Here is an 18,415-nt window from a genome sequence, read left to right on the forward strand (position 1 = left end):
GCGCGTTGCGGCTGAGCACTGCTCTCGGGGCGCGGTCACTCGTTGTCGGCGCTCGTGTCCGGGAGGGTCGGGGCGGCGGGCCGGCCGGGGGAGTCGCTCGCCGGCCACACCCAGTCCCGGACCTCCGGGATGTCCTCGCCGTGCTCGCGCGTCCAGGCGCGGGCGCGGAGGCGGGCGTCCTGCATGCGCTGGCGCAGGCCCGCCTGGGCCGGGCCGAGGCCCGGGACGCGGTCGACGACGTCGATCACCAGGTGGTAGCGGTCCAGGTCGTTGAGCATCACCATGTCGAACGGCGTCGTCGTCGTGCCCTCCTCCTTGTAGCCGCGCGCGTGCAGGTTGGGGTGGCCCGCGCGGCGGTAGGTGAGGCGGTGGATGAGCCACGGGTAGCCGTGGTAGGCGAAGATGATCGGCCGGTCGGCGGTGAAGAGGCCGTCGAACTCGGGGTCGGTGAGGCCGTGCGGGTGCTCGCCGGCGTCCTGCAGCCGCATGAGGTCGACGACGTTGATCACGCGTACCTTGAGGTCCGGCAGCTCGCGGCGCAGGATGTCGGCGGCGGCCAGCACCTCCAGGGTCGGCACGTCGCCCGCGGCGGCGAGGACGACGTCGGGCTTCTCGCCCGGCACCTCGGTCCCGGCCCACTCCCAGATGCCCAGGCCGCGCGTGCAGTGCTCGATCGCCTCCGGCATCGCGAGCCAGTTCGGTGCCGGCTGCTTGCCCGCCACCACCACGTTCACGTACTGCCGTGAGCGCAGGCAGTGGTCGTAGGTGGACAGCAGCGTGTTGGCGTCCGGCGGGAGGTAGACCCGCACGATCTCGGCCTTCTTGTTCACGACGTGGTCGATGAACCCGGGGTCCTGGTGGCTGAACCCGTTGTGGTCCTGGCGCCAGACGTGGCTCGACAGCAGGTAGTTCAGGCTGGCGATCGGCCGCCGCCACGGGATGTCGTTGGTGACCTTGAGCCACTTGGCGTGCTGGTTGAACATCGAGTCGATGATGTGCACGAACGCCTCGTAGCTGGTGAACAGGCCGTGCCGCCCCGTCAGCAGGTAGCCCTCGAGCCAGCCCTGGCACTGGTGCTCGCTGAGCATCTCCATGACCCTGCCGGTGCGCACCAGGTGCTCGTCCACGTCGGGGCCGTACAGCTCGGCGTTCCACTGCTTGCCGGTGGCGTCGTAGACGGCCTGCAGGCGGTTCGACGCCGTCTCGTCCGGCCCGAAGATCCGGAAGTTGCCGGGGTTCTGCCGGATCACGTCCGTGAGCCACTGCCCCAGGACGCGCGGCGCCTCCGACGTCGAGCCGCCCGGCGCCGGGACGTCGGCCGCGAACTCCCGGAAGTCCGGCAGCCGCAGGTCGCGCAGCAGCAGGCCGCCGTTCGCGTACGGGGTGGCGCTCATGCGCAGGTCGCCCGCGGGGGCGAGGCCGGTGATCTCGGCGCGCACCGCGCCGTCGTCGTCGAACAGCTCCTGCGGGCGGTACGAGCGCAGCCACTCCTCCAGCACCCGGAGGTGCTCGGGGGTGTCGCGGGCGCTGGCGAGCGGGACCTGGTGGGCGCGCCAGGAGCCGGTGGTCTTCTTGCCGTCGACGACGGCGGGACCCGTCCAGCCCTTGGGGGTGCGGAAGACGATCATGGGCCAGACGGGGCGGTCGACGGCGGCGCTCGGGGTGCGGGCGGCGCGCGCCTTGATCTCCGCGATGTCGTCCAGCACCTCGTCGAGCAGGCCCGCGAACCGGCGGTGCGTGACCAGGGGCGGCTCGTCGGAGTCGTCCGGCACCTCGAAGAAGTAGGGCTTGTGGCCGTAGCCGGCCAGCAGCGCGCCCAGTTCCGCCTGCGGGATGCGGGCGAGGATCGCCGGGTTCGCGATCTTGTAGCCGTTCAGGTGCAGGATCGGCAGGACGACGCCGTCCTGGTGCGGGTTGAGCAGCTTGTTCGAGTGCCAGGACGTCGCCAGGGGGCCGGTCTCGGCCTCGCCGTCGCCCACCACCGCGGCGACCAGCAGTCCCGGGTTGTCGAACGCGGCGCCGTAGGCGTGGGAGAGGGCGTACCCGAGCTCGCCGCCCTCGTGGATCGAGCCGGGCGTCTCCGGGGCGACGTGACTCGGCACCCCGCCCGGGAAGCTGAACTGGCGGAACAGCCGGCGGACGCCCTCGGCGTCGCGCGTGATGTCGGAGTAGATCTCCGAGTACGTCCCGTCCAGGTACGCCGAGGCGACGAGGCCCGGGCCGCCGTGTCCCGGGCCCGTGACGTACAGCGTGGGCTGGCTGCGGGCCCTGATCGCCCGGTTCAGGTGCGCGTAGAGGAACGTGAGGCCGGGCGTCGTGCCCCAGTGGCCGAGCAGGCGGGGCTTGACGTGCTCGCGGCGCAGCGGCTCGCGCAGCAAGGGGTTGCCGAGCAGGTAGATCTGGCCGACGGACAGGTAGTTCGCGGCGCGCCACCAGGCGTCGACTCGGGCCAGTTCCCCGTCGCCGAGCCGGGCCACGCCCGTCGCGGTCCAGGGGGTCGAGCCGGGGATCGTCGTCATCACGCGCTCCTTGCTGACGGGTGCCGGGGCACCTCCCATTCGACGCCACGCCCGCGGGGCTCGCACGTTCTGGGCCGGTGGCTCGGGCGCCGGCGCCCGGCGGGTATCGTCAGGGGGTGAGTTTCTGGGCCGTGGCGCGTCAGCCGCGGATGATCGCGTTGCTGCTCGTGTTCCTGCTGGCCGCCGGGGGGTGCGGGTGGCTCGGCAAGTGGCAGCTCGACCGCGCGTTCGAGCGGGCCGAGCTCGCCGCCGAGCAGGAGGCGCGCGAGGCTGCCGCCGCCGGGCCCGCCGGGCTGGGCGAGGTGCTCGCCCCGCAGGAGCCGTTCCCGGGCGAGCTCGTCGGGCGGCAGGTGGAGGTCACCGGGACGTTCGAGGCCGGCCAGCAGGTGCTGGTCGAGGGCCGGGCCGGGCCCGGCGGCGACGTCGGGTACCTTGTGCTCGCGCCGCTGCGGGTGTCCGACGACGGCACGGCGGGCGAGTCGTGGGCCGCGCTGTCCGGTGTGCCGGTGCTCGCCGTCGTCCGCGGCTGGGTCGCCGAGCCGCACGACGCGGACGCACCGCCGCCCGGGGCCGTGACGCTGACCGGCTGGCTGCAGGCCGGCGAGTCCGTGGGCGCCGCCGGCGTCGCGGGCGGGAGCGCCGGCGGCGAGACCGGCGCCTGGCCGCGGGTCGGTGACATCGCGCTCGGCGCTCTCGTCCAGGAATGGGGCGGCCCGATCTACTCGGGTTACGTCGTCGACTCCGCGTCGGGCGCTCCGCTCGAGCAGCTGCCGCGACCCATGATCGAGGGCGGCACCGGCGTTAACCTGCAGAACGCCTTCTACGCCCTGCAGTGGTGGGTCTTCGGCGGCTTCGCCGTCGCCCTGTGGATCCGCCTCGTCCGCGACGAGATGTCGGGCGGCCGCCGCGGCGGCAGGGCGACGGACCCGGACACGGGGATCGCGGGCCTGCCGGCGGCCTAGGCCAGGCGCCGTCGAGATGCAAGACCATCTTCCCCGCCGAATTCAGCACGCCGAATTCGCCCCGCCGAATTGAGGTCGTTGCCCCGGAAACCGGGTTACCGGCAATTCCCCGAATCGTCATGCCATCGTTCCCACCTGGGTGTTTACCAACTGCGAGGGGTTCAGTAGCTTTCCTGGGGCCGCGGGCTCCCGCGGTTTCCCAGGCAAGGGGAGGAATCCATGCGAGTCCCACACGCACGCGGCATCAGGCGGATCGGCGGTGTTCTCGCCGTCATGTCGCTCGTCACGTTCGGCGGCACGACGGCGTCGAACGCCGACGTCGTCCCGGCGGGCGACGGCGCCGCCGGCCTCGAGGTCACGGACCGGGCGGCCGAGCGCCTCACCGCGAAGTTCGGTCACTCCACGCACCACATCGTCGTCGAGGCGGCCTCGGCGGGAGCCCCGGTGCGGGCCACGCCGGACGGCTCGGCGCGGGCCACCGCCGGCGGCGCGCGGGCGACGGCGTCGATCACGCTCGACGGCGTCACCCTGACCGCCGAGCGCGACGCGGCCACGGGCGAGGCGTCCTGGAACGGCGCGGGCACCACGATCGACCCGACCGAGCGCGAGGCGCTGACGGCGCTGCTGCTCGAGACGCAGGAGCAGCTCATCGACCCGCTGGTCGCGAGCGAGCGGCGAGTGCCCGAGCACCTCGACATCCTGATGCGCTTCGTCACGCTGGTCTCCGAGGCGCCGGTCGGCGTGGAGCTCGGGTCCTACGACGCGGGCGCCGGCGAGGTGCGCACGGAGAAGAAGGCCAAGGGCGCCACGGCCGCCGTCGTCCGGACCTCCGCGACGACATCGCACGACGCGACGGCCCACGCCGCGCAGGGCGGTGACCGGTGCACGCTCGCCGAGTACCGCGCCGCCGCGCTCCGGGCCGAGACCGCCGTTGCGGCGGACGGCGAGGCCCAGATCCAGCTCGCTGCCTGCCAGCAGTCCGACGAGGACGGCATCTACTACATGGCCTGCACCACGGCGTACCGCAGCCTGCAGCACGACTCCGACGCGCACTGCTTCCGGACCGAGTCGATCCACACCGGCCCCGGCTCCTCGGAGTGCATGGGCGAGTGCGGCCCCGGCTGCAACGGCATCAACGCCTACACCTACGACTGCGGCGACCACGACCGCTGCGGCCGCATGCACGGCGGGTCCCTCAACCCGTGGGACGCCGAGTGCGGTGACGAGTACTGGGAAGCCGACGACGACTTCCTCAACGCGCAGATCAACCGGTGCTCGGGCTGACCCGTCGCACCGTCCGGAGCGGGGCGGCGGCCGTCGCCGCCGCCCTGCTCCTGGGCGGGTGCGCCCCGAGGACCGACCCGTCGGTGCTGGCCACGGTGGACGGCGCCGAGATCACCGCCGGGGCGGTCGCGTCCCGGATGGACAGCACCGTCGAGGAGTACATCTGGACCGGCGACGCCGCGCCGGGCGAGCGCGCGCGTCGCGCCCTCGACGTGGCGGTGCGCGACGCCGCCCTGGCCGCCGCCGCGCGGGACGACGGCGCCACGGGCTCGTCGCAGAGCGAGCTGCTCAGCGGCCTGCTGGTCGCCGAGCGGGCGGCACACCCCGAGCTCGACGCCGCGTCCGTCTCCGACGACGAGGCACGGGAGTGGTTCGAGTCGAACGGCGACGACTTCGCGCAGGTGCATCACGCCGAGGTGACCTGGGTCGCCGTCGACGACCCGGACACGGCGCGCGCCGCCCACGCGGCGTGGACGGCCGATCCCCGGCTCGGCCCGGCGGACCTGGCCCTCGGTGACGAGGACACCTGGGGCGACGCCGCCGTCGGGCACGACTCCGAGATCCACGTGATGGTCGAGCGCCTGGTCAACGCCGTGCGCACGGAGGGCGAGATCGGGCTCGACCTGGACGCGGACACCGGGCTCTGGTGGCTGGTCCGGGTGGACTCGGCCGCGCTGGCTGAGCCGGAGTGGGACGAGGTGCTCGCGGGGCGCGTCCGCACGGCGATGGCGCACGAGCGCGAGACCGCGCATCTGGCCGGGCTCGCGCAGGAGGCCTGCGGCGGGCCGTGCGGGGAGCTGCACGAGGAGAACGTCGACGCGTTCGTCGCGCAGCGCGAGCGGGACTACTTCGCGCGGGACGCGCGCACCGCGGGGAGCGAGGCCTGAGCCGGCACGGCGCCCGCGGGGCACCGCCCCGCGGGCGACCGGGCCCGCGGGCGACCGGGCCCGCGGGGACCGCGCCCGCGCGGGCCGCGCCGGTCAGGCGAGCGACGCGGCGATGCGGGTGAGGGCTTCGGTCAGGATCGGGCGCGGGGTCGCCAGGTTCAGCCGGGCGAAGCCCTCGCCCGCCATGCCGCACAGGGCGCCGTCGGTCAGGGTGACGCCGGCGCGGGTGCGGAGGAAGGCGGCCGGGGGCAGCCCGCCGAGGTCCAGCGCGCGGAAGTCCAGCCAGGCGAGGTACGTGCCCTCCAGCGGGGCGACCTCGACCTGCGGGAGCTCGGCGGCGAGGAGGTCCGTGAGCACGCGGTAGTTGCCCCGCAGGTAGCCGAGGGTGTCGTCGAGCCACGCGCCGGATTCGGCGTAGGCGGCCGACGACGCGACGAGGCCGAGCGTGGCGGTCTGCATCTCGGCGGGGCGCCCGATCGAGGTCCACACCTTGGCGTCGGCGTCGTTCGACAGCACCAGCTGGGCGCACTTCATGCCCGGCAGGTTCCAGGCCTTCGACGCCGAGGTGGCGGTGATCGTGTGCGACGCCGCCGTCTCGGAGAGCGAGGCGTAGGGGACGTGCCGGTGGCCCTCGTACACCAGCGGCGCGTGGATCTCGTCGGAGAAGACGCGCCCGCCGTGCCGGTCCACGACCTCGGCGATCGCCTGCATCTCCGCGGGCAGCAGGACGCGGCCGATCGGGTTGTGCGGGTTGCACAGCACGAGCAGGTGCCCGCCGGCGCGGAACGCCGCGTCGATCGCGTCGAGGTCATACGTGTAGCGCGGGCCGTCCGACGACCCGGCGGGCCGGGTCACCGCCATCGGGACCTGGATGATCTCGCGCCCGAGCAGGCCCGGCACGGTGAGGAACGGCATGTAGGCCGGGGTGGGCAGGATGATCGGCGAACCCGGGCGCGAGTAGTGCGTGATGACCAGCTCGAGCGCGGTCAGCACGTCCGTCACCGGCCGCACGCGTGCCGGATCCACGCCCCAGGAGTACCGCTCGGCCGCGAAGCGCGCGTAGGACTCCGACATCTGGGTCACGAGCGACTGGGGGAGGTACCCGAACAGCGCGCGGTCGACGGCGTCGTGCAGGGCCGTGGTGACCTCCGGCGACGTGCCGAAGTCCATCTCGGCGACCCAGGCCCCGATCGTGTCCGGGTAGGCGGACCACTTCATGCTGCCGGCGGCCCGGAGCTGGTCGGCGGTGATGTCGTCGAACGGGTGGCTGCTCACACCGGCATTCAACCAGAACGGCGGGCGGGGTGGTCCGGCGTCGGCCCTCGCCGAAATCGCCGCGCGAGATCGCCGCGCGACCTCACTGCGCCAGGCTGAGCTGCGCCTCCACGAACCCGTCGTCCTCGACCGTGACGAAGCCCAGGTCCGGGGCCTCGATGCCGTAGTCCGCGAACGTGACCGGGATGCTCGCCGCCAGCTCGGCGCCCGCGTCCGTCAGGCGCACCTCGATCTCGGCGGTGACGTCCTGGGACGTCCCCGTGATCGTCATGGTGCCCGGGACCTCGACGGCCACCGTCTCGCCGTCGGCCACCGCCGAGATGTCCACGGCCTCGGTCGCGGAGAACGTCGCGGCGGGGTACTCGGTCGTGGAAAGGATGCCCTGGAACTGGCTGTCGCGGGCGGCCTCGTCGGTCTCGATGCTCGCCGTGTCCACCTCGACGTCGGCGGCGGTCAGCTCGCCGCCGGACACCGTGACCGTGCCGGTCACCTGCGAGGTGCGGCCGACGACGGTCACGTCCGTCCCGTTCAGCACCTCGTCGACGCGGTAGCCGGCCTCCGAGCCGTCGGCGACGGACCAGTCGCCGTCCAGCTCGGCGAGGTCGCGGGTGACGGCCGGGGCGTCGTCGCCGGAGCCGACGGCGGGCGCGGGGACGTCGTCGCCGGTCTGCATCGACGCGTAGAGCTGCGTGACGCCCAGCACGACCAGGACCGCCGCCACGACGGCGATCCCCGCGATCAGGGCGATCCGCAGCCCCTTGCCCTGGCGGGGTCCCGCTACCCCCGCACCGCTTCCTGCACCGTCCGGCGTGCCTGCCACAGCTTCCTCCTGAGGTAGTCGGAGAACCATGCTGCACCGAATTTCTGGGGATTGTCTGGAAGCAGGTCCGCGACGAGCGCCTGCGGCTCGGCGACGACCAGGGTGTTGTCGCTGCGGCGGGCGTTCGCGGTCAGCACGGCCGTCGGCGTCCACGGGTCGATGCCGTGCACCACGTGCAGCCGCACGAGCTCCCGCACCGAGATCGCGATCACGATCCCGGTCCCGGTCAGGCCCGGCATCGCGGCCGACACGAGATGCGAGTCCGCCCCGGCGGCGCCGGCCCCGAACCAGGCGGCGCCGGCGTCGTACCACTCCGGGCCGCGCTGCCAGAGGTACAGCCCGGCGAGCGCGAGCGACCACAGCGCGGGGAGCGCCGGATGGCCGTCGGCCCCGCGGGAGTGGAACGTGACGGCCAGGGGCAGGCCGACGACGACGACGCCGACCAGCAGCATCGCCCCGATCACCCCGAGGATCAGGAGCGCGGTCAGCAGGACGAGCGACCCGATCCCGGGCGGCTCGGCCACGGCCAGCTCGCCGCCGCTCTCCGGGATCAGCGGCGGCAGGACGACGGCGTACGCGACCGTGAGCAGGCTGACGACCGCCAGCGTCGCGGGGGCGCGCAGCGGGAGGAAGGGCGAGATCACTGACCGGGCGCGGCCGTCCTCGGGCGTGACGGGCGGCGGGTACCGCACCTGCCTGGAGTAGGTGACGAGCGAGCCGACGCCGATCAGCAGGGCGACGGCGGCGAGCGTGCTCACCGCCCAGAGGGTGCCGTGCGCGAGGATGCCGATCCAGGAGGGCAGGCCCTCCCCGGGGATCGGGGCTGGGAGCCGGGTCGGCAGGCTCCGGGACCGCATGAGCTCGGCGGTGGTCAGGAGCAGGACTCCCGCGATGCCGCGGAACGCGGAGAACAGGTCGATCTCGCGGTCGTGGAGGTACCGGCGCTCGGGGATCACGCCAGCCCGCAGGGCCCCGAAGGCGAGCCGCAGCAGGCCCGAGAAGCCGGAGGCGACCATCGCGATCGAGATGAGGATGACCGCCGGGATCGCCAGCACGGCGGCACCGACTGCCATATAGAGGAAAGACGTCCCGCCCATAAACCGCCCCTGCTCCGGGTGAAGTTCCGTGGAACGATCTTTCCAAGGTGAACCGGTGAAGGTCAATCCTTGTTATGGTCTTGAGATGGAAAATCTCGGGAAGTACCGGACATGACCTTGGTGCCCCCTGATGGGCCCCGTGTCCGATCCCGATCCTAGGCGGCGAACCGCTCCTCGAGCGCCATGAGCTTGGCCTCCGCCTCGACATGGATCTTGCGTTCCAGCAGGAACGACATCACCGGCACCACGCCGGCGAGGGTCATCGTGGCGAGCCGCCCGAAACCCCACCGCATCTTCGACCACAGGTCCGCGACCGTGATCAGGTAGATCACGTAGATCCAGCCGTGCGCGAACGGCACCCAGGCGATGAACGGCATGACCGGCTCCACGTCCGTCATCATCCCGAGCCCGTACTTGATCCCCAGCTCCACGCACAGGATCAGCAGCATCACGCCGGTCACGAGCGCCGCGACACGATAGCGCCGCAGCGCGCCGCGGGCCTTCCGGATGGCGGCGGCCTCGGCCGACGGCGCGGACGGCGACTGGGACCCGGCGGTGCTCACGGGACGAGCCTAACGGGCGCGGGCGAGCCGGCGGACCGCCTCGCGGAGCCGGTCCGGGGGTGTGGTGGCGTAGCCGATCACGAGCCCGGGCGGGCCCGGGGCGAGGCGGTGGGCCGACAGCGGCTGGACCAGGACGCCCTCGGCCAGGGCGCGCGCGGCGACGTCGTCGTCCCGGACGCCGTCCGGGAGCGTGACCAGCAGGTGCAGGCCCGCGGCCACCCCGTGCACCGCGGCGCCGGGGAGGTGGGCGGCCAGGGCGGCGAGCAGCGCGTCGCGGCGCGCGCGGTGGCGCCTGCGGACCAGCCGCAGGTGGCGCTCGAAGGCGCCGGAGGTGACGAGGCCCGCCAGGGCGTGCTGGGGGAGGGCCGGGCAGGCCAGGTCGAGCCAGTACTTGGCCTCGGTGAGCTCCTCGCGCCAGCCGGGTGGCGCGACCATCCAGCCCAGCCGGATCGCCGGGGCCAGCGTCTTGGACACGCTGCCCACGTGCAGCACGTGCTCCGGGGCGAGCGAGTGCAGCGCCGCGACGGGCGGGCGGTCGTAGCGGTGCTCGGCGTCGTAGTCGTCCTCGACGATCAGGCCGTCGCGCTCGCGCGCCCAGTCGATCAGCTCGCGCCGCCGCCCGGCGGCGAGCACGACGCCGGTCGGGAACTGGTGCGCCGGGGTGGTGACCACGACGTCGGCGCCGGTGCGGGCGAGCTCGCCGGTGTCGAGCCCGGCGTCGTCCACGGGGACCGGGACGATCCGCAGGTCCCACCGCTCCAGGTGCTCGCGCATGCCGCGGGAGCCGGGATCCTCGAACGCCACCCTCGTGCGGCCGCGGGCCGCGAGCACCCGGGCCAGCAGCACCAGTCCCTGCGCGACCCCGTTGACCACCAGGATCTCGTCCGGGTGTGCCCGGAGGCCACGGTTCCGCGCCAGCCAGCCGGCCAGGGCCTCCCGCAGGGCGGGGACGCCGCGCGGGTCGCCGTACCCGAGATCGGCGTCGGGCGCGGAGGCGAGGGCCGCACGCTCCGCGCGGCCCCATGCCGCGCGGGGGAACGCGGACAGGTCGGGACGCCCGGGCGTGAGGTCGAACTCCACGTCCGTCGCACGGTACGGCCCCGGCCCGGCGGGGCCGGTCCAGCCGCCGGGGACGACGACGGCGCCGGGCGCGGCCGGATTCCTCGGGTGCCCCGCGGTCCCGCCGGGCGCTCCGTTCCGCCCGCCGGATTCCCTGGTGCCTGGCGCTGGGGTTCGCCCGCCGGATCCACCCGCGCCGGGCGCACGGGGCGCCGCGGTCAGCGGCCCCGCCCGCACGACGGTGCCGCCGCCATGGCGCCCGCCGAGCAGGCCCTCGTCCGTGAGCCGCTGGTACGCCTCGACGACGACGCCGCGGGACACCGCGAGCTGCCCGGCCAGGACGCGCGTGGCGGGGAGCCGGTCCCCGACCGCCAGCCGGCCGTCCGCGACGGCGGCGCGCAGCGTGTCGGTCAGCCAGGTGGTCAGGCCGCCCGGCGGCGCCTGGGCGGGGTCGAGCTGGAGGAAATCGGCTCCCGGCATGCGCCCTCCGAACTTGGACCAGTTCCACGGCCACGATTTGGCTCTGTGTCGTGGTCCAAGAGTGGCGCAGCCTGGAGCACATGACCACCCCCGTCACCGAACCCGCCGCGGCCGCGCCCGCCACGCCGTCGTCCCCGATTCCCGCGAGCCCCCGGCGCGCGGCGCATCCGGCCGCGACCCATCCGCGCGTGGCGCACCCCACCGCGGCCGTGCCGCGTGCGCCCGGCCTCCACGCGGCCCACCCGCGCGCGGCTCGCCTCCGCGCGACCCGTCTCCGTACGCCCCGCCCGCGCACGGCGCCCGGGGCGGTGCTCGCCGTGGTCGCCATGTCCTGCGTGGGCAGCCAGGTCGCGGTGTCCGCCTGGCTCACCGACGCGCCCCTGTTCACCAGCCAGGCGCTGCGGTACGTGATCGCGAGCGCGCTGGTCCTCGTCGTCGTCCGCGTGGCCGGGCTGCGGGTCCCGCGGCCGCGCGGCGCGGAGTGGGCCTGGCTCGCCGGGGTCGCGCTGAGCGGGCTCGTGCTGTTCAACGTGGGGGTCGTGCGCGGCGTCGCCCATGCCGAGCCCGCGGTCGTCGGCGTGGCGGTCGCCGCGGTTCCCGTGGTGCTGGCCCTCGCCGGCCCGCTGGCGGCACGGCGCCGGCCCGCGGGCCTGGTCGTCGCGGGGGCCGTGCTGGTCACCCTGGGGGCCGTGCTCGTCCAGGGCGGCGGGCGCACCGACGCCGCCGGGATCGGCTGGGCGCTGCTCGTCCTGGCGTGCGAGTGCGGGTTCACGCTGCTGGCGGTGCCCGTGCTGGCCCGGCTCGGCGCCCTGGGCGTCTCGGTGCACGCGATCTGGATGGCGGCGGCGGGCCTCGGAGTCCTCGGGCTGGTGACCGAGGGGCCGGGGGCGATCCTGACCCTGGGGCCCGGCGAGCTCCTGGCGATCGGGTACATCGCGGTCGTGGTGACGGTGATCGGGTTCCTGTCCTGGTACACCGCCGTCGGGCGGCTGGGCGCCGGCCGGGCCGGGCTGTTCACGGGCGTGGTTCCCCTGGTCGCGACCGCCGGCGGCGTGCTGCTCGGCGGCCCGCCGCCCGGCCCGGTCGTCTGGGCCGGCGTCGCGGTGGTGGTCGCGGGCGTCGTCGTCGGCCTGCGACCGCGGCCCGGGTCGGCCGCCGCGCCGTCGGACACATAGAATCTTGGGGTGACGACCCCCGCCACCGTTTCCCAGCCCCATGCCGCCCCGCGACCGCACCGGCCGGTGCTCGTCGTGGACTTCGGCGCCCAGTACGCCCAGCTGATCGCGCGCCGCGTGCGCGAGGCGAACGTGTACTCGGAGATCGTGCCGCACACCGCGAGCGTCGAGGACCTGCTCGCGAAGGACCCCGCGGCGATCATCCTGTCGGGCGGGCCGTCGTCCGTGTACGCCGAGGGCGCGCCCGCCGTCGACCCCAAGCTGTTCGACGCCGGCGTGCCCGTCATGGGCATCTGCTACGGCTTCCAGGCGATGGCGCAGGCGCTCGGCGGCGAGGTCGCGCGGACCGGGCTGAGCGAGTTCGGCGGGACCGGCGTCGACGTCTGCGCGGCGGGCATCCTGCTCGACGGCGTGCCGGAGCACCAGACCGCGTGGATGAGCCACGGCGACGCCGTGCGCGCCGCGCCGCCCGGCTTCGAGGTGCTCGCCACCAGCGCCGGGGCGCCCGTCGCGGCGTTCGAGGACCGCGAGCGGCGGTTGTTCGGCGTGCAGTGGCACCCCGAGGTGCGGCACAGCGAGCACGGCCAGGCCGTGCTCGAGCGGTTCCTGTACGACGGCGCCGGGCTCGCCCCGGACTGGACGGCCGGGAACGTCGTGGCCGAGCAGGTCGCGGCGATCCGGGCGCAGGTCGGCGACGCGCGCGTGATCTGCGCGCTGTCCGGCGGGGTGGACTCCGCCGTCGCGGCCGCGCTCGTGCAGAAGGCCGTGGGGGACCAGCTCACCTGCGTGCACGTGGACCACGGGCTGATGCGGGCCGGCGAGGTCGAGCAGATCGAGCGCGACTTCGTGGCGTCCACCGGGGTGAACCTGGTGATCCGGCACGAGAAGGAGCGGTTCCTGGCGGCGCTCGCGGGCGTGAGCGACCCGGAGCAGAAGCGCAAGATCATCGGGCGCGAGTTCATCCGCGTGTTCGAGGACGCGCAGCGCGCGATCGTCGCCGACGCGGGGGCGCACGGCGAGGAAGTGAAGTTCCTGGTGCAGGGCACCCTGTACCCGGACGTGGTGGAGTCCGGCGGCGGCGAGGGCGCCGCGAACATCAAGTCGCACCACAACGTGGGCGGCCTGCCGGACGACCTGACGTTCGAGCTGGTGGAGCCGCTGCGGGCGCTGTTCAAGGACGAGGTCCGGGCGGTGGGCCGCGAGCTGGGGATCCCCGAGGAGATCGTGGCGCGGCAGCCGTTCCCCGGGCCGGGCCTCGGGATCCGGATCGTGGGCGAGGTCACCGAGGAGCGCCTGGAGATCCTGCGGCGCGCGGACGCGATCGCGCGCGAGGAGCTGACCAAGGCCGGGCTGGACAAGGAGATCTGGCAGTGCCCGGTGGTGCTGCTCGCGGACGTGCGCTCGGTGGGCGTGCAGGGCGACGGGCGCACGTACGGCCACCCGGTCGTGCTGCGGCCCGTGTCCTCCGAGGACGCGATGACCGCGGACTGGTCGCGGCTGCCGTACGACGTGCTCGCGGTGATCTCGACGCGCATCACCAACGAGGTCCGCGAGATCAACCGGGTCACCCTCGACGTGACGAGCAAGCCGCCGGGCACCATCGAGTGGGAGTGACCGCAGCGAACGCCCAGGGCGTTCTTCTGCGTCTCGTAGGCGGAAATCGCGAGTGTGAGCGCTCTTTCCCGCGATTCCTGCCTGCTGCCCGGGTCTCGTGCTGCGTCTAGGCTCGGTACGTGACCGACGTCGCTCCCGCCCCGCACCGCCCGACCGCGGGCCTCCTGGCCCGGCTCGCCGGCGAGATCCGCCCGTTCGCGCGGATGTCGGCGCTGGTGGCGGTGCCCGCGGTGAGCTGGGCGGTGTGGGCGAGCGGCCCGTCGTGGGCGACGCCCGCCGTCGTCGTCCTGGCGCTCGCCGGGTCCGCGCTCGCCGTGATCGACGCGCGCACGCACCGGCTCCCGAACGCGATCGTGTACCCGGCGACGGCGGTCGCGGGCGTGCTGCTCGTGCTCGCCGCGGCCGCCGGAGCCCTGACGGGCGGGCCGTCCTGGGAGGCGCTGTGGCGCGCCGAGCTGGGCTTCGCGGCCCACGGCGGCTTCTACGCCGTGACGTACCTGATCTTCCGGGGCACCGGGGTCGGCCTGGGCGACGTGAAGCTCGCGGGGATCCTCGGCGCGGTGACCGCCTGGTTCGGCTGGGACGTCTTCCTGCTGGGGATGACGGCGCCCTACCTGGTCGCGGGCGTGGTCGTCGTCATCCTGCTGCTCCTGCGGGTCGTGGGCCGCAAGAGCTACATCCCGTTCGGCCCGTTCATGCTCCTGGGCGTGGTGGTGGCCCTCACCTGGGCGCGGCTGGGCTCCTGAGCGGGCCGGGTCAGGTGCTGCCGGTGCCAGGGTTCGGGGATCCCCGGCGCCTCTCATGCGCGGTGGCGGGCGAGGGCCGCAGCCCTCACCCGCCACCGCGCCCTGCGTGAGGTCAGTTCTCCGTGCGGCGGCGGAAGCTCGAGACGATCGAGCCTGCCACCAGGGCCGCGCCGGCGCCGCCCAGGAGGAGGATCGCGGCCAGGACGAGGTCGATGCTCGCGCCCGCGGCGGCGGCCATGACGCCCAGGCCGATCGCCAGGACGACCAGGCCCCAGACGATCGTCCCGACGCGCGGGCCCTGCGGGTTCCGGGGGCGGGACGCCGCCGGCGCCGGCTGTGCGGCCGGTTGCCGGGTGGCGCCGGCCGAGGGGCCGGCCGGGGGCCCGGCCGGGGCGGCGCCCGGTCGGGCGTCCGGCTGCGCGTCCTGCCGGGCCTCCCGCTGCTCGCCGAGGTCCGCCGGGGTCACCTCGGCCGGCCGGAGAGGTTCCGGCCGTGCCTCGGCCGGAGGTTCCTGCGCCGCGGCCGTCCGGGGCGGGATGGCCGGCGGGATCGCGGGCGGCGTGGTGGGGTCAGGAGTCGCGTCGGGCTCGTGCTTGCTGTCGCTCATCGTTCCTCCTCGATGATGGCCTCGCCGGCGGAGACGTCGATGACCAGGTGGAGCTGGGCGTCGTCGTCGTCGGCCTCGTCGCTGGAGAGCTCGAACGGCCTGCCGTCGAAGCCGCTGTAGCTCTGGTGTTCTCCGTCGACGTTCCACTGCAGCACACCCGCGGAGATCGTGCCATCGACGGTGACCGCGGCGTCCGCGGGGACGACGATCCGGGCCGTGCCGGCGCCGACGGCGACCGGGATCTCGACCGGGTCGGGGCTCGGCCCGCCGGGCAGCTCGAGGTCCGTCAGGTCGATCGTGGGATCGCCCCACTGGACCGCGTAGCCGCGTTCCGCCTGCGTGATCGTGTCGGGCGAGGTGGTGCCCTCGGTGATCGGCAGGCCGGGGCCGTAACCGTCGACGCGGGGGTCGAGCGAGTCCCCGATGCTGTCGACGACGTCGCCGCCGATCGACACGGTCTCGTCGATGTAGGAGTCGCTCGCGTACACGAGGCCCGCGGGTACGGCCACGATCAGCCCCAGGATCGCCAGCGCCCCGAGCCCGCCGCTGGAGCGGCCGCGCAGCCCCGCCACGACGATCGCCACGCCGATGACGGCCAGGGAGATGCCGATCCAGGTGCCGAAGATCTGCCCGTCGCCCGACGGCAGGAACCAGAGGTCACCGCCCAGGACGAACCGGTGGAACAGCAGGCCCGCGCCGGCCAGCAGGATCAGCCCGAGGACGATCCCGCCGCCCCCACCTTTCGGCGGTCGCGGGGGACGCGGGCCCGGATGGGGCGCACCCGGATAGGGCGCCTGGCCGCCCGGCACGCCCGGCAGGCCGGGCGCCGCGGGCAGCGGCAGGGGCGGCGGGACCGGGTAGTGCGGTCCGTGGTACGCGGCACCGGTGGCCGTGGGGCGCGGCTGGGCGGCGGGCGCCGTCGTCGCCGGGTAGGGCTGCGCCGCGTGCGGCGTCCGGGGCGGCTGACCCGGCGCCGGCGGGTAGGGCAGCGCGTGCGGCTCGCCCTCGAGCGAGGGCCGCTTCGTGGCGGCCTTCACGAGCAGCCAGACGACGCCGCCGATCACCGCCAGCCAGAAGATCGCCGCGACCCACTCGGAGTCGCCGTAGAAGCCCCACTGCCACGGCCCGCCCCAGGCGAAGCCGATCAGCAGCACGACCGCGGCGCCGAGGACGGCCACGTCGAAGCTGCCGCGGATCGCCTCCTCGAGATGGATGCGGCCGTCGGACTGCTCGGGCACGAGCGCCCAGGCGATGGCGTAGGCGACGAGGCCGATGCCGCCGATGAACAGGCTGAGCACCAGCAGGCCCCGGACCAGGAGCGGGTCCCAGCCGATGCGGTCGGCGAACCCGCCGGCCACGCCGCCGACCCAGCGCTTGTCGGCGCGGTAGAGGCCGGTGCGGCGGATCGAGTCGAAGAAGCCGGAGCCCGCGGGGCGCCGGGGGCCCTGCTCCCCGGGCGGCGGGTAGTCGGGCGGGTTCTGGCCCGTGTAGCGCGGCAGCGCCGGCTGGGTGTGCTCGGGGGGTGCCTGGCGAGCGGTCGCGTCGTCCCGGGACGACGGCGGCTGCGGGCCGGCGTCCGGCGGCGCCGAGGGGCGCGGCGTCGGAGGCTGACTCTCGCCGGGAGTCGGGTCTGTGGTCATGGCTCCATGCTCGCCTCCCGGCGGGCGGATGCGGATCGGGTGCTGCCCTGAAGGGACCCTGGTTAGCCGTCGCAGGGACCCTGAGATGCGCGGCCGCGGGTCCTCAGGGGCCGTGCGACGTGCCACGATCGGAGGGTGACGAATCCAGCAGCGCCGCCGCCGGGCGGGACTCCGGGCGAGACCCCCGGCGGCTCCGGCATCCCGGACGCCGCCGCGGGCGGGACCCCCGGCGGCCCGCGCCCGGCGTCGTCGTCCCGCCTGACCCTGCGCCGCCCGCGTGAGCACCGCCTCGTCGCGGGCGTGTCCGCGGGCCTGGCGGTGCACCTGGACCTCCCGCTCTGGCTGGTTCGCGTGCTCTTCGTGCTCACCACGTTCCTGAACGGGGCGGGGATCGTGCTCTACCTGTTCTGGTGGCTCACCGTTCCCCCCGGAACGCCGGAACCGGACGACGCCAGCCCCGGCCGGCGCCGTCTCGCGCCGCGGCTGGCGGCCCCGGGCGAGGCGGGCGACGGGCAGGGCCGGAAGCCGCCCTCCCTCACCGACCGGCTGCGGCTGTCCGGGCCGGTCACCCGGCTGAACACCCGCGACATCACCGTCGGCGTCGTGCTGCTCAGCGGCGCCGCGCTGCTGCTCGCGGTGCAGGCCGGGTGGGATCCCTGGGCGTCGTGGCTGCTGCCCGCCCTCATCGTGCTCGGCGGGATCGCGCTCGCGTGGAGCCAGGTGGACGGCACGTCGCGCGGGCGCTGGTTCGGCGACAGCACGCGCACCCGGGCCGGGATGCTGCGGCTGATCGGCGGGATCCTGCTGACCATCGTGGGCGTGCTGCTGCTCGTGGGGCAGGAGGCGTCGATCGGCACGATGGCGCGCGCCACGGTCGCGTCGGTCGCCGTCGTGGCGGGCGTGATCCTCGTGCTCGCGCCGTGGTGGCTGAAGCTGGTGCGCGAGCTCGGCGACGAGCGCGCCGCCCGCGCCCGCGAGGCCGAGCGCGCCGACATCGCCGCCCATCTGCACGACTCCGTGCTGCAGACCCTCGCGCTCATCCGCGCCCGCGCCGACGACTCCGAGTCCGTCTCCCGCATGGCCCGCGCCCAGGAGCGCGAGCTGCGCGAATGGCTCTACGACGACCGCCCCGCGCCCGGCGAGTCGCTGGCCGCCGAGCTGCGGGACCTCGTGGGCCAGGTGGAGGACGCCTACGCGCCGCTGACGGTCGAGACCGTCGTGGTGGGCGACTGCGTGCCCTGCGCCAGCACGGGCGCGCTGCTGCAGGCCACCCGCGAGGCGCTGGTCAACGCCGCCACGCACGGGCGCGCGCCCGTGTCCGTCTACCTGGAGATCGGCGACGAGTCCGTGGAGGCGTTCGTCCGCGACCGCGGCGACGGCTTCGACATGGACGAGATCGCCTCGGACCGGTTCGGCGTGCGCGAGTCGATCCTCGGGCGGGTCCGCCGCCGCGGCGGCGTCGCGGAGGTGCAGAGCCGGCCCGGCTGGGGTACGGAGGTGCGCATGAGCGTGCCGCGCGAGGGCGTGGCGCCGGCCCGGCACGCGCGGGCGAACGGCGGCGCGCCGGGCGCGGGGAGCGCCGCGGACGCACCCGGCGCGTTGTCGGACACCACGAGGGCATGATGAGGACCAGCACGACCACGATCAAGGAGGCCGCGTGACCGACCACGGCGAAGCCGCGATCCCG

15 protein-coding genes are annotated in these 18,415 nt (G+C 74.9%); 7 read left to right on the top strand and 8 right to left on the bottom strand.

The window, feature by feature from the left end; translation table 11 throughout:
• Positions 1–35 precede the first annotated feature (35 nt).
• Complete coding sequence (locus ABD208_RS02155) at positions 36–2,519, bottom strand: phosphoketolase family protein (protein ID WP_344099015.1); 2,484 nt, start codon at positions 2,517–2,519, stop codon at positions 36–38.
• 116 nt (positions 2,520–2,635) lie between these two features.
• Between ABD208_RS02155 and ABD208_RS02160 the strand changes: the two genes are divergently transcribed.
• The 3 genes from ABD208_RS02160 (at position 2,636) to ABD208_RS02170 (ending at position 5,652) form a co-directional block, all read left to right on the top strand.
• Positions 2,636–3,481 carry an SURF1 family protein gene (locus tag ABD208_RS02160; protein WP_344099016.1) on the top strand — a complete coding sequence of 282 codons (846 nt, stop codon included), beginning with the start codon at positions 2,636–2,638 and terminating at the stop codon, positions 3,479–3,481.
• A 219-nt stretch (positions 3,482–3,700) separates the two neighbouring features.
• Positions 3,701–4,765 carry a DUF8213 domain-containing protein gene (locus ABD208_RS02165; RefSeq protein ID WP_344099018.1) on the top strand — a complete coding sequence of 355 codons (1,065 nt, stop codon included), beginning with the start codon at positions 3,701–3,703 and terminating at the stop codon, positions 4,763–4,765.
• A complete protein-coding gene (locus tag ABD208_RS02170) occupies positions 4,753–5,652 on the top strand; it encodes a hypothetical protein (protein ID WP_344099020.1) in 900 nt (299 codons plus the stop codon). Before ABD208_RS02165 ends, ABD208_RS02170 begins: the two co-directional genes overlap by 13 nt.
• A gap of 93 nt (positions 5,653–5,745) precedes the next feature.
• Here ABD208_RS02170 and ABD208_RS02175 read toward each other — a convergent pair whose 3' ends face one another.
• The 5 genes from ABD208_RS02175 to pdxR form a co-directional block, all read right to left on the bottom strand.
• Positions 5,746–6,927: a MalY/PatB family protein gene (locus ABD208_RS02175; RefSeq protein ID WP_344099022.1), complete on the bottom strand. Its 1,182-nt coding sequence runs from the start codon at positions 6,925–6,927 to the stop codon at positions 5,746–5,748.
• Positions 6,928–7,009: 82 nt separating this feature from the next.
• Positions 7,010–7,747, bottom strand: coding sequence for a YceI family protein (locus ABD208_RS02180; protein ID WP_344099024.1), 738 nt, complete (start codon positions 7,745–7,747; stop codon positions 7,010–7,012).
• On the bottom strand, positions 7,705–8,820 hold the full coding sequence (locus ABD208_RS02185) for a hypothetical protein (protein ID WP_344099026.1): 1,116 nt from the start codon (positions 8,818–8,820) through the stop codon (positions 7,705–7,707). Before ABD208_RS02185 ends, ABD208_RS02180 begins: the two co-directional genes overlap by 43 nt.
• A gap of 179 nt (positions 8,821–8,999) precedes the next feature.
• Positions 9,000–9,407, bottom strand: coding sequence for a DUF3817 domain-containing protein (locus ABD208_RS02190; protein ID WP_344099028.1), 408 nt, complete (start codon positions 9,405–9,407; stop codon positions 9,000–9,002).
• Between the two features lie 9 nt (positions 9,408–9,416).
• Complete coding sequence (gene pdxR, locus ABD208_RS02195) at positions 9,417–10,946, bottom strand: MocR-like pyridoxine biosynthesis transcription factor PdxR (protein WP_344099030.1); 1,530 nt, start codon at positions 10,944–10,946, stop codon at positions 9,417–9,419.
• Between the two features lie 80 nt (positions 10,947–11,026).
• Between pdxR and ABD208_RS02200 the strand changes: the two genes are divergently transcribed.
• From ABD208_RS02200 to ABD208_RS02210, 3 genes are all read left to right on the top strand, one after another.
• Positions 11,027–12,121, top strand: a complete 1,095-nt coding sequence (locus tag ABD208_RS02200) for a DMT family transporter (RefSeq protein WP_344099032.1) — start codon at positions 11,027–11,029, stop codon at positions 12,119–12,121.
• 9 nt (positions 12,122–12,130) lie between these two features.
• Complete coding sequence (guaA, locus tag ABD208_RS02205; protein WP_344099034.1) at positions 12,131–13,735, top strand: glutamine-hydrolyzing GMP synthase; 1,605 nt, start codon at positions 12,131–12,133, stop codon at positions 13,733–13,735.
• Between the two features lie 119 nt (positions 13,736–13,854).
• Positions 13,855–14,481, top strand: coding sequence for a prepilin peptidase (locus tag ABD208_RS02210; protein ID WP_344099036.1), 627 nt, complete (start codon positions 13,855–13,857; stop codon positions 14,479–14,481).
• A 112-nt stretch (positions 14,482–14,593) separates the two neighbouring features.
• On the opposite strand, the gene ABD208_RS02215 is transcribed toward ABD208_RS02210, so the two are convergent.
• Both ABD208_RS02215 and ABD208_RS02220 read right to left on the bottom strand, forming a co-directional pair.
• On the bottom strand, positions 14,594–15,088 hold the full coding sequence (locus ABD208_RS02215; RefSeq protein WP_344099038.1) for a hypothetical protein: 495 nt from the start codon (positions 15,086–15,088) through the stop codon (positions 14,594–14,596).
• Positions 15,085–16,728: a PspC domain-containing protein gene (locus ABD208_RS02220; protein WP_344099040.1), complete on the bottom strand. Its 1,644-nt coding sequence runs from the start codon at positions 16,726–16,728 to the stop codon at positions 15,085–15,087. The genes ABD208_RS02215 and ABD208_RS02220 overlap by 4 nt, the downstream gene beginning before the upstream one ends.
• 135 nt (positions 16,729–16,863) lie before the next feature.
• Here ABD208_RS02220 and ABD208_RS02225 point away from each other — a divergent pair, with 135 nt between their 5' ends.
• The gene (locus ABD208_RS02225) at positions 16,864–18,351 is read left to right on the top strand and encodes an ATP-binding protein (RefSeq protein WP_344099042.1); all 1,488 of its coding nucleotides are present in this window, start codon (positions 16,864–16,866) and stop codon (positions 18,349–18,351) included.
• Positions 18,352–18,415 lie beyond the last annotated feature (64 nt).

It is taken from the genome of Myceligenerans crystallogenes, from assembly GCF_039529775.1.
Taxonomy (GTDB): Bacteria; Actinomycetota; Actinomycetes; order Actinomycetales; family Cellulomonadaceae; genus Myceligenerans; species Myceligenerans crystallogenes.